The sequence below is a fragment of the Arthrobacter sp. DNA4 genome, assembly GCF_024362385.1.
Taxonomy (GTDB): Bacteria; Actinomycetota; Actinomycetes; order Actinomycetales; family Micrococcaceae; genus Arthrobacter.
The window spans coordinates 1,899,012-1,910,400 of sequence record NZ_CP101466.1 but is presented as its reverse complement, the minus strand read 5'-3'; the positions used below and the strand labels follow the sequence as shown (position 1 = coordinate 1,910,400).

Sequence of the window (11,389 nt, the reverse complement as noted above, 5' to 3'; positions counted from 1 at the left end):
GAAACAGGCTGGCTAGAGATGGACGTACGTCCTCTATTTACAGCCCTCGAGGATGCCGGCAATCGAATCATGCTCCGCCTGGGTGACCCAAAGACTGTACTTGGCCTTGACGGAAGTTTGGCGGGCGACATACTCGCACCTGAAAGCTTTGTTCGGCGGCAGCCACGTCGCTGCGTCACTGTCGCCCTTGGCCGCATTGGTCGGTCCATCCGCAGCCATGAGGTTCAGCGGGTCGTTGGCGAGCTCCTCACGGCGCTCGCCGCTGAGCTGCTGCGCACCCTTCTGCCACGCATCACTCAGCGGTACGACATGGTCAATCTGGACCTTCGAGCTCGTGTCCTGGCCGCGGACGAAGGTGATCGTTGTGCAGGTGTATTCGTCGGCTAGGGTGCCGCTGGCAACTACACAGTTGTTGGTGCCAGCTTTGAAGGTTTTGTCGATGAGGTCCCGGGCAAGAATGTCATTGCGGGTATCGCAACCGTTGTGGTCAACGTCCGCCCAGGCAGGCCCGAACTCATCGCGGGTATAGCCTGTCTTTGGAGCCCGGCCTTTCACCGGGATGGTCTCCAGTTGGACGAGCGCACTGGCCGCGTCCCCGGTAGCTTCCGGATCTGCCGTCGGTCGACCGGGGATGCATGGAGCAGAACCGACCGCTTCGAAGGCGTGGGCTGTGGCGTCACAACCTACTAATGACGCAGCCAGCATCAAGGCGGTGGCGGCGGTCAGAACTTTGACCGGCGGGCAGGTGGTCTTCATAGTCATCTGGGTCGTTCCACGCTAACTTCGACCTACGCCTGCCACGGGTAACCATCACCGTGGCGCCTGCCACACACCCTGCGCCCATTACCATCCTGGAGCATCCGCTCTGGAGCGCTGCGTACATCCTGGGCAGGAAACAATCACGCATATTCAGTTGGCCGTAGCCAGCCTGACTTTAGAGCGGGTACCGATCAACCGTTCCTTTGACACGGGCAGACTGGCAGAAAGCGAACCAGTGCTGCCGGGAAGTATCTCACTGAGTTTCGCAATTTCGAGGATGTGCTCGGAGGTGAAGATGATCTTTCCTTTGCCCCAGCACGCGTGGGGGAAGCGTCCGCTGGTTGCGCCGTCCCGAAGCCATGACTCGGTGCAGCGCATGAGAGCAGCAGCTTCGGCCGGTTCAAAAAACTCGATATCCACGGAAACCTCCGACAGAATGGGACCTGTTTCCATGTTCATGCCAGCAGGAAGACCCTCCGACATGACCTTAGGCCGCCCGGTCACCTCTGGAAGGCCGTAATCGAGCGCTCAGTAGCGTCAGCACCGGCCTGGAGTGCCTCCGGCATCAAGTGCCCATATACCTGTTCAGTAGTCCTTGTAGACGCGTGCCCGAGCCGGCGCGAGATGGTGAACAAGGGCACGCCGTCCTGGATCAGCCAGGACGCGTGCGTGTGGCGTAGGTCGTGGATCCGTGGGCTTTTGGTCAGGCCATTTGCCTGTGCCGTGCGAACGGCAGGCACCCAGTAGTCCGCCCAGTAGAGCTTATGAACGATCCGGCCGCCCGTAGGTGTCGTGAACACCAGATCTTTTCCTGGCCTGCTTGCCACGAGCGGGATCAACAGCTCCACCAGCGCAGGGTTCAACCCGATAGTCCTCTTGCCAGCTCCGGTCTTGGTCGCGCCAACGTAGAACTGGTTCTGCCCATCCCGCTTCCATGCCTTGTTGATACGCGCAGTCGGCGGTTTGGACAGCAGGTCCACGTCCGCCACCGTCAATGCGGTCGCTTCACCAAAGCGGGTGCCGGTCATGACCAGGAAGTCCGTGAAGGCCTTGTACCGCTCCCCCATCCCCTCCATGATGAGCCTGTATTCGGCATGGGTCAGGAACATGGCCTCATCTTCAGCCTTTTCAATGTTCGGCAGCTGCACGCCCCGGCAGGGATTGCGGCTGATGTAGCCGAGCATCTCGGCCGTGTTCATCGAAGCCGAGATCAGACCATGGATGTTGTGGATCGTCTTGGGTGCCTTGCCCTTGGCCATCATCGACTTCACCCAGTGCGCGATGACGCGGTAGTCGAGTTTGTCCACGGGAACGTGACCGATGACTGGCCGGATATGGAGGTCCAGCATGGTCTGGTATGTCTTGACCGTTCCGCTCGATGGGCGGACCAGCAGATCGATGTGTTCCTGGATGACGTCCGCCACAGTGGGCGGACGTTTCTCATTGCTCAGGATGGCGTGCTGAGCAATCTCAAATGACTGTCCGTTGGCGTCCAACAGCCGCTTAAGGGTTTCCGCCTCGGTAAGACTGGCTACTGTAAGGCCCTGGGCGGTCTTGGTCTTCTTGTCCCGCCAGCGAACCATGTAGGACTTCGAACCGTCCTTTTTGGTGCGAGTACTGATGCTGGCCACAAACAAAACGGTACGCTCGTGTACACACTTTGGCGGATTTTGTACACGCACATTTCTTCAACAGGCCCTTGACCTGCGGAAACACTGTGCCCGAGGTGGGACTCGAACCCACACACCTTTCGATACCGCATTTTGAGTGCGGCGCGTCTGCCAATTCCGCCACTCGGGCGCGGATTACATGGAACGAAGTACGCCCACAGCTGACTGTGAGCAACGCGATCGCTTCACGTACGCGGAATTACTCTACATGCAGATAGGCTGAATTCCAGAATCGCGCCGCCGTCGCCGCAAACGAACCCCTGCAAGCCAAGTACAGCCGCGGTGGCACCTAAGATAGTGATGTCCCGCCGTACCTTTTCAAGGAGATCCCGTGACTGAACAGACGGAGTCCAAGCCCACGTCCCAGCCGGCGCGCCGCGTCATTGTGGCAGAGGATGAAACCCTCATCCGCCTCGACATCATCGAGATCCTGCGCGGCGAAGGCTACGACGTCGTGGGCGAGGCGGACAACGGCGAGAAGGCCGTCCAGCTCGCCGAAGAACTGAAGCCGGACCTGGTCCTGATGGACGTGAAGATGCCCGTGATGGATGGCATCTCGGCGGCTGAGAAGATCGTCAAGGCCCGCATCGCCCCCGTGGTGCTGCTGACCGCCTTCAGCCAGAAGGAACTGGTGGAGCGTGCCCGCGACGCCGGCGCCATGGCCTACGTGGTCAAGCCGTTCACGCCTGCTGACCTGATCCCGGCCCTGGAGATCGCACTCTCCCGCCACGAGGAAATCAAGGCCCTCGAAAGCGAAGTGTCCGACCTCCAGGAGCAGTTCGCCACCCGCAAGCTCGTCGAACGCGCCAAGAGCCTGCTGACCACCAAGATGGGCCTGACGGAACCGGAAGCCTTCCGCTGGATCCAGAAGACCTCCATGGACCGCCGCCTCAGCATGCGCGAGGTCGCCGAAACCATCATCAACCAGGTCAACTGACGCCCCGGCCGGGCCCGGCGGGATTACGACGACGGCCCGGCCACAAGCCGCAAACGGTCACCAAAAAGCCAACACAACGAAAAGGACCCCTGCCAGCCGGCAGGGGTCCTTTTCGTTGAAGCCTAGCCCTGTGCGGCCTGGTTCTTCTTCTTCTTCTCCGGCCAGGGGCCGAGCTTCTCGCGGTTGCTGCCGGGCTCGCCGCCCTGGCTGCCGGCATCGGCGAGGTCGCCCACCTTGTGGACCTTCAGCATGTTCGTGGAGCCGGCTTTTCCGGGAGGGGAACCGGCGGCAATGACCACCAGGTCGCCGTCGTCCACCAGGTCCATTTCCAGCAGGCTGCGGTCAACCTGAGACGTCATCTCATCGGTGTGCCCCACCATGGGGACCAGCACCGGCTGGATGCCCCAGGTCAGTGCCAGCTGGTTCCACACGTGCTCCACCGGGGTGAAGGCGAACACGGCCTTGATGGGCCGCAGGCGGGAGAGGCGCCGGGCGGAGTCGCCGGACTGGGTGAAGGTACAGATGTACTTCGCATCCAGCTGGTCGGCGATTTCGACGGCGGCACGCGTGATGGCGCCACCACGGGTCTTGGGCTTGGTCCCCAGCGGGGGAACGCGCTCCAGGCCGTGCACTTCGGTGGACTCGATGATCCGGGCCATTGTCTTGACCGTCTCGATGGGGTACTTGCCCACGCTGGTCTCGCCGGACAGCATGACAGCGTCGGCACCGTCCAGGACAGCGTTGGCGCAGTCGGACGCCTCTGCACGGGTGGGGCGCGGGTTGTCGATCATGGATTCCAGGACCTGGGTGGCCACGATCACCGGCTTGGCCCAGCGGCGTGCCAGTTCGACGGCGCGCTTCTGGACGATCGGCACTTCCTCCAGCGGCAGTTCCACGCCGAGGTCGCCACGGGCCACCATGATGGCATCGAACGCGTCGATGATCTCGGGCAGCTGCTCCACGGCCTGCGGCTTCTCGATCTTGGCGATGACCGGCACGCGGCGGCCTTCCTCGTCCATGATCTCGTGCACGCGGGTAATGTCCGAGGCGTCGCGGACAAACGAGAGCGCCACCAGGTCCACGCCGCGGCGGATGGCCCAGCGGAGGTCATCCTCGTCTTTTTCACTCAGCGCGGGGACGTTGACTGCCACGCCGGGGAGGTTGATGCCCTTGTTGTTGGACACCATGCCACCGACGGTTACCTCGGCGACCACCTTGACGTCGTCGACCTCGATGGCGCGAAGTGCCACCTTGCCGTCGTCGATCAGCAGGGCGTCGCCCACGTTGACGTCCTCGGTGAGGCTCTTCAGCGTGGTGGAGCAGATGTCCTTGGTGCCGGGAACATCCTCGGTGGTGATGGTGAAGATGTCGCCAACAGCGAGGGCGTGCGGACCGTCAACGAAACGGCCCAGGCGGATCTTGGGACCCTGCAGGTCGGCCATGATGGCCACTGCCTTGCTCAGGTCGGACGCGGCCTTGCGGACGTTCTCGTAGGTGTTGTCATGCACGGTGTAGTCACCGTGGCTCATGTTCATGCGGGCGACGTCAACGCCGGCCTCCAGCACCGCGAGGGTGTTTTCGTAGCTGGCAATTGCCGGGCCAAACGTAGCCACAATTTTTGCGCGTCTCATATACCTACCCTATTGGTCTCTTGCATTGGTTAAGTTGTCTGCGAGGTGAACCCTCGATGCATCCCCCGGGACAGCGGTCAGAGGACGGCGATGGCGCGGTCCGTCGGCGCGACGGGTGCAGGAAGGATGGTGCTTCCCATCAGGTACTTGTCCACCGCGGCTGCGGCGGCGCGGCCCTCGGCAATGGCCCACACAATCAGGGACTGCCCGCGCCCGGCGTCACCGGCAACGAAGACGCCCTCGGTGTTGGTCATGTAGTAGCCATCGCGCGCCACGTTGCCGCGGCCGTCGAATTCGGCGTGCACCTGTTCGGTGATCCCGGCGGGTTCGGCGCCCGTGAAGCCGAGGGACAGGAACACCAGGTCCGCGGGAATAATCCGCTCGGTGCCGGCCTTCGGGAGCCGCTTGCCATCGACGAACTCCGTCTCGGCCACCTTCACCCCGGTGAGCTTGCCGTTTTCGCCAACGAACTCGACGGTGGAGGCGAGGTAGGTGCGTTCGCCGCCTTCCTCATGTGCGCTGGCCATCTCGAAGAGGGTGGGGAACGTCGGCCACGGCTGGTGGCTGGCACGCTCAGCCGGCGGCTGCTTGCCGATCGCCAGGGTAGTGACGGACGCGGCGCCGTGCCGGTGCGCGGTGCCCAGGCAGTCGGCACCGGTATCGCCGCCGCCCAGGATCACCACATGCTTGCCGTGGGCGTTGATCTGGTTCTCAATGGTTTCCCCGGCCACCGCGCGGTTCGCCGGCACCAGGTAGTCCATCGCGAAGTGGACGCCGTCCAGGTCGCGGCCCGGGATGGGCAGGTCACGCGGAACGGTGGCACCCGTGCACACCACGACGGCGTCATAGCGCCTGCGCAGCTGCTCCCAGGTAACGTCGGTGCCCACGGACACGCCGGTCCGGAAGCGGGTGCCTTCCGCCTTCATCTGCTCGACGCGGCGGTCCACCTGCTCTTTTTCCATCTTGAAGTCGGGGATGCCGTACCGCAGCAGGCCGCCGATCTTGTCGTCCCGCTCATAGACGGCAACGGTGTGGCCCACGCGGGTGAGCTGCTGGGCGACGGCCAGGCCGGCGGGGCCGGAGCCGACCACCGCAACAGTCTTGCCGGTGAGGCGCGCTGGCGGCAGCGGATTGACCCAGCCGTTGTCCCAGGCCTCATCGATGATCGAAACTTCCACCTGCTTGATGGTGACGGCGGGCTGGTTGATCCCCAGCACGCAGGACGCCTCGCAGGGCGCCGGGCAGAGCCGGCCGGTGAACTCAGGGAAGTTGTTCGTGGCGTGCAGACGCTCGATTGCTTCATCGCCCTTGTCCCGCCACATGAGGTCGTTCCACTCGGGGATGAGGTTGCCCAGCGGGCAACCCTGGTGGCAGAACGGGACACCGCAGTCCATGCAGCGTCCGGCCTGGGCTTTCAGCGTGCCCTTTTCCTGCGCCTCGTAGACCTCTTTCCAGTCCATGATGCGGACGGGAACGGGGCGGCGTGGCTGGGTTTCACGCTGGCGTACTTTCAGAAATCCGCGTGGATCAGCCACCGGTAACCTCCAGGATTCGAGACCATACTTCTTCGCCGTCGGGGTCAAGGCCCTCTTCGATGGCGTCGAGACGGGTTTGCAGCACAGCCGCGTAGTCGCGCGGCAGCACCTTGGTGATGCGGGCGGCGGTGTCATCGAAGTTCTCGAGGAGGCGTGCCGCCAGCTGGGAGTCAGTTTCTTCCACGTGCTTTACCAGCAGGCCGTGGACGATGTCGCGGTCCTCGGAGTCCAGCTCGCGCAACTGCAGTTCGCCGGACTCCAGCGCCTGCTTGTTGACGCGGGTGGTCCGCAGGTCCAGGACGTAGGCGGTACCGCCGGACATGCCCGCGCCGAAGTTGCGGCCCGTGCGCCCGATGATCAGCGTCTGGCCGCCGGTCATGTACTCACAGCCGTGGTCACCGATGCCTTCGACGACGGCGGTGGCACCGGAGTTGCGGACCAGGAAGCGTTCGCCCACCTGGCCGCGCAGGAACATCTCACCACTGGTGGCGCCGTAGCCGATAACGTTGCCGGCGATGACGTTGGTCTCCGCCTTGAACACGTTGGTCCGGTCCGGGCGGACGATGATCCGGCCGCCGGACAGGCCCTTGCCCACGTAGTCGTTCGAGTCGCCGTACAGCCGCAGCGTGATGCCCGCGGGCAGGAAGGCGCCCAGGGACTGGCCCGCGGTGCCGTTCAGCGTGACGTCGATGGTGTCCGTGGCCAGGACATCGGTACCAAAGGTCTTGGTGACCACGTGGCCCAGCATGGTGCCCACCGAACGGTCGGTGTTGATGACGTCCACGGTGATCTTCACCGGGCTGCGGTCGGTCAGCGCCTCGGTGGCCATGGTGATCAGGCGCTGGTCAAAGTGCTTGTCCAGCTCGTGGTTCTGGCCGGTCATGTTCCGCAGCGGGGCGTCGTCGTCGAACTCCAGGCCGTGCAGGATCGGGTCCAGGTCCAGGCCGTCGGCCTTCCAGTGGTCCACCGCGTCGCGGGTGTCCAGGACCTCGGCGTGGCCGATCGCCTCCTCGAGGCTCCGGAACCCAAGCTCGGCCAGGATTTCGCGGACTTCCTCGGCAAGGAACTCGAAGAAGTTGACCACGAACTCCGGCTTGCCGCTGAAGCGGGCCCGCAGCTCGGGGTTCTGCGTGGCGACGCCCACCGGGCAGGTGTCCAGGTGGCAGACGCGCATCATGATGCAGCCTTCCACCACCAGCGGGGCAGTGGCGAAACCGAACTCCTCGCCGCCCAGCAGGGCAGCGATGACAACGTCGCGGCCGGTCTTGAGCTGGCCGTCCACCTGCACCACCACGCGGTCGCGCAGGCCGTTGAGCATGAGCGTCTGCTGGGTCTCGGCCAGGCCAAGCTCCCAGGGAACACCGGCATGCTTGAGCGAGTTCAGCGGCGAGGCGCCGGTGCCGCCGTCATGTCCGGAGACAAGGACGACGTCGGCCTTCGCCTTGGTCACGCCGGACGCCACGGTGCCGATCCCCACTTCGGAGACGAGCTTCACGTGGACACGGGCCGAGGGGTTGGCACGCTTGGCATCGTAGATGAGCTGCGCCAGGTCCTCGATCGAGTAGATGTCGTGGTGCGGGGGCGGGGAGATCAGCCCGACGCCGGGGGTCGAGTGCCGCGTGCGGGCAACCCACGGGTAGACCTTCTGCGCCATCAGCTGGCCGCCTTCACCGGGCTTGGCACCCTGCGCCATCTTGATCTGGATGTCGTCGGCGTTGGTCAGGTAGAGGCTAGTCACGCCGAAGCGGCCGGACGCGATCTGCTTGACCGCGGAGCGGCGCTTCGGGTCGAGCAGGCGGTCCACATCCTCGCCGCCTTCGCCGGTATTGGACTTGCCGCCCAGCTGGTTCATGGCGATGGCCAGCGTCTCGTGGGCCTCCTGGGAGATGGAGCCGTAGCTCATCGCCCCGGTGGAGAACCGCTTGACGATGCTGGAGACGGGCTCCACTTCCTCAAGGGGAACGGACGGGCGCTCATTCTTGAACTTGAGCAGGCCGCGGAGGGTCATGAGGTTGGTGGACTGGTCGTCCACTCCCCTGGTGTACGCCTTGAAGATGTCGTAGCGGCGCTCACGCGTGGCGTGCTGCAGCCGGAAGACGGTCTCCGGGTTGAACAGGTGCGGCTCGCCGTCGCGGCGCCACTGGTACTCGCCGCCGCCCAAAAGCGGACGGTGCGGCTGTTCGATGCCGCCCTCCGGGTAGGCCATCTGGTGGCGGGCGGAGACCTCGGCAGCGATGACGTCCAGGCCCACGCCGCCCAGCTGGGAGTGCGTGCCGGCGAAGAACTCGTCCACCAGTTCCTGGCCCAGGCCCAGCGCCTCGAAGGTCTGGGCGCCGGTGTAGGAGGCCACCGTGGAGATGCCCATCTTGGACATGATCTTCAGGACGCCCTTGCCCAGGCCCTTGATGAGGTTGTAGACGCCGTCCTGCGGGGTCACCCCGGTGACGTCGCCGGCCGCAATGAGCTGCTCCACGGATTCCATGGCCAGGTACGGGTTGACGGCGGAGGCGCCATAGCCGATCAGGACTGCAACGTGGTGGGTTTCGCGGACGTCGCCGGCCTCGACCACCAGGGCGGTCTTGGTGCGGTTGGCGCTGCGCAGCAGGTGGTGGTGCACGGCGCTGACCAGCAGCAGCGACGGGATGGGCGCCCACTGGGCGTTGGAGTCACGGTCGGACAGCACGATGTACTGGACACCGCGGTTGATCGCACCGGAGACCTGCTCGCAGATTTCGGTGAGGCGGGCCCGGAGCGCGTTCTCGCCGCCCTCAGGGCGGTACAGGCCGCGGACCTTCATGGCCACGCGGTTGCCGTCGGCGTCCTCGATGTTGGCGATCTTGGCGAGCTGGTCGTTGTTGATCACCGGGAAGGGCAGCTGGACCTGCGGCTGGCGGACCTGCTTGGTGTCCAGGAGGTTGCCGTTGGGTCCGATGGCGCAGGTCAGCGAGGTGACCAGTTCTTCACGGATGGCGTCCAGCGGCGGGTTGGTGACCTGCGCGAAGGACTGCACAAAGTAGTCGAAGAGCAGGCGCGGGCGCTTGGACAGCACAGCCACCGGGGTATCGGAACCCATGGCACCCAGGGGCTCGGCGCCGGTGCGGGCCATGGGGCCCAGCAGGATCTTCAGTTCCTCGGTGGTGTAGCCGAAGGTGCGCTGGCGGATGTTGACGGACGCGGCGGTGTGCACCACGTGCTCGCGCTCGGGCAGGTCGTTGAGATCGATCAGGTTGTCCTTGACCCACTCGGCCCACGGGTTGGCCGCGGCCACTTCGGCCTTGACCTCTTCGTCGTCGATGATGCGGTAAGCCTCGGTGTCCACCAGGAACATCTTGCCCGGGGACACACGGCCCTTCTTGACCACCTTGGAGGGTTCGACGTCGATCACGCCCACCTCGGAGGCGAAGACGATCAGCCCGTCCTCGGTGATCCAGAAGCGGCCGGGACGCAGTCCGTTGCGGTCCAGGGTGGCGCCCACCAGGTTGCCGTCGGTGAAGGAGACGGCGGCGGGGCCGTCCCAGGGTTCCATCAGCAGCGAGTGGTACTCGTAGAAGGCGCGGCGGGCCGGATCCATGGTGGCGTGGTTTTCCCAGGCCTCAGGGATCATCATCATGATCGAGTGCGTGATGGGGCGGCCGGACAGCCACAGGAGCTCCGCTACCTCGTCAAAGGAGGCCGAGTCGGAGGCGCCGGGGGTACAGATGGGGTACAGCTCTTCCGGCGAGTCACCCAGCAGCGGGTTGGCAAGCTGGGACTGGCGTGCGCGCATCCAGTTCCGGTTGCCCTTGACGGTGTTGATTTCACCGTTGTGGGCGATGGTCCGGAACGGCTGCGCGAGTGGCCAGGACGGGAAGGTGTTGGTGGAGAAGCGCGAGTGGACGATCGCGAGCTTGGTCTTGAAGCGCTTGTCTGACAGGTCCGGGTAGAACGGCTCCAGCTGGGCGGTGGTCAGCATGCCCTTGTAGACGATGGTGCGCGAGGACAGCGACGGGAAGTACACGCCGAACTTGTTCTGGGCGCGCTTGCGGATCCGCCAGGCGCGGGAGTCCAGTTCGTTGCGGTCGAGTTCCTCACCGTTGGCGGATGCGAGGAAGGGCTGGGAGAAGTAAGGCATGCAGGCCCGGGCCATGGCGCCCACGAGGTCGGCGACTACCGGCACTTCGCGCCATCCGAGGACCTTCAGGCCCTCGTCGGCGGCCAGTCCCTCGATGCCTGCCTTGGCGGCGTCGGCCTCCCGCTGCTCGGCAGGAAGGAACGCGGTGCCGGCAACGTACTGGCCTGGGGCCGGCAGCTCGAACTCGGTGACGGCCCGGAAGAACTCGTCGGGGATCTGCATGAGCAGGCCCGCGCCGTCACCGGTTCCCTCGTCGGCGCCCACGGCGCCGCGGTGCTCAAGGTTGCGCAGCGCGGTGAGGGCGGCATCGACGATGTCGTACCCGGGTTCGCCGCGAAGGGTGGCGATGATGGCGAGGCCGCACGCGTCCTTTTCCTGTTCCGGGTTGTACAGCCCGGCGGCCTCCGGCATGGCGGCGAAGCGCTTGAACGGCGACAGGGCAGCCCCGGGCTGATCCGGTTCGGACCAGCTGGGAGTGTTAAGAGTTTGGGTCATGGGAGACGTCCTTCCTCCTGATCGTGCGTATGGAAGGGACACCGTTGGCCCCACTCGTCGGCGCCGTTGCAAGGGCACAACAAAGTGTTGATTACTGGAAATTGTAGGTCAGCGCAGCCTGCTGAACTAACGGTTACGCAGGCCCCTGCCCGGGGCAACACCGGACAGCAGCTTCACGCTGTACGGACGGTGCCCCATGCCACGACGTTGTGGTTTCGGGCTCTTCGAGCGGTGGCTCTACTGCCCTGCCT

Annotated in this window: 7 protein-coding genes and 1 tRNA gene; 1 reads left to right on the top strand and 7 read right to left on the bottom strand. The window is 64.8% G+C overall.

Translation table 11 applies throughout. The annotated features are described in order from the left end of the window. Positions 1 to 33: 33 nt before the first annotated feature. From NMQ03_RS08795 to NMQ03_RS08780, 4 genes are all read right to left on the bottom strand, one after another. The gene (locus NMQ03_RS08795) at positions 34 to 756 is read right to left on the bottom strand and encodes an HNH endonuclease family protein (protein ID WP_255175569.1); all 723 of its coding nucleotides are present in this window, start codon (positions 754 to 756) and stop codon (positions 34 to 36) included. Between the two features lie 153 nt (positions 757 to 909). Next, positions 910 to 1,218 carry a hypothetical protein gene (locus NMQ03_RS08790; RefSeq protein WP_255175232.1) on the bottom strand — a complete coding sequence of 103 codons (309 nt, stop codon included), beginning with the start codon at positions 1,216 to 1,218 and terminating at the stop codon, positions 910 to 912. A 41-nt stretch (positions 1,219 to 1,259) separates the two neighbouring features. Next, on the bottom strand, positions 1,260 to 2,390 hold the full coding sequence (locus tag NMQ03_RS08785) for a site-specific integrase (RefSeq protein WP_255175231.1): 1,131 nt from the start codon (positions 2,388 to 2,390) through the stop codon (positions 1,260 to 1,262). Between the two features lie 87 nt (positions 2,391 to 2,477). Next, positions 2,478 to 2,559 (bottom strand) — tRNA-Leu (locus NMQ03_RS08780). A gap of 201 nt (positions 2,560 to 2,760) precedes the next feature. Between NMQ03_RS08780 and NMQ03_RS08775 the strand changes: the two genes are divergently transcribed. Then, positions 2,761 to 3,366, top strand: a complete 606-nt coding sequence (locus NMQ03_RS08775; protein WP_009358190.1) for an ANTAR domain-containing response regulator — start codon at positions 2,761 to 2,763, stop codon at positions 3,364 to 3,366. A 122-nt stretch (positions 3,367 to 3,488) separates the two neighbouring features. Here NMQ03_RS08775 and pyk read toward each other — a convergent pair whose 3' ends face one another. The 3 genes from pyk to gltB form a co-directional block, all read right to left on the bottom strand. Next, positions 3,489 to 4,997 carry a pyruvate kinase gene (gene pyk, locus NMQ03_RS08770; RefSeq protein ID WP_255175230.1) on the bottom strand — a complete coding sequence of 503 codons (1,509 nt, stop codon included), beginning with the start codon at positions 4,995 to 4,997 and terminating at the stop codon, positions 3,489 to 3,491. 77 nt (positions 4,998 to 5,074) lie between these two features. Beyond that, the gene (locus tag NMQ03_RS08765; RefSeq protein ID WP_159632128.1) at positions 5,075 to 6,532 is read right to left on the bottom strand and encodes a glutamate synthase subunit beta; all 1,458 of its coding nucleotides are present in this window, start codon (positions 6,530 to 6,532) and stop codon (positions 5,075 to 5,077) included. Continuing rightward, a complete protein-coding gene (gene gltB / locus NMQ03_RS08760) occupies positions 6,525 to 11,138 on the bottom strand; it encodes a glutamate synthase large subunit (RefSeq protein WP_255175229.1) in 4,614 nt (1,537 codons plus the stop codon). Before gltB ends, NMQ03_RS08765 begins: the two co-directional genes overlap by 8 nt. Positions 11,139 to 11,389: the final 251 nt, after the last annotated feature.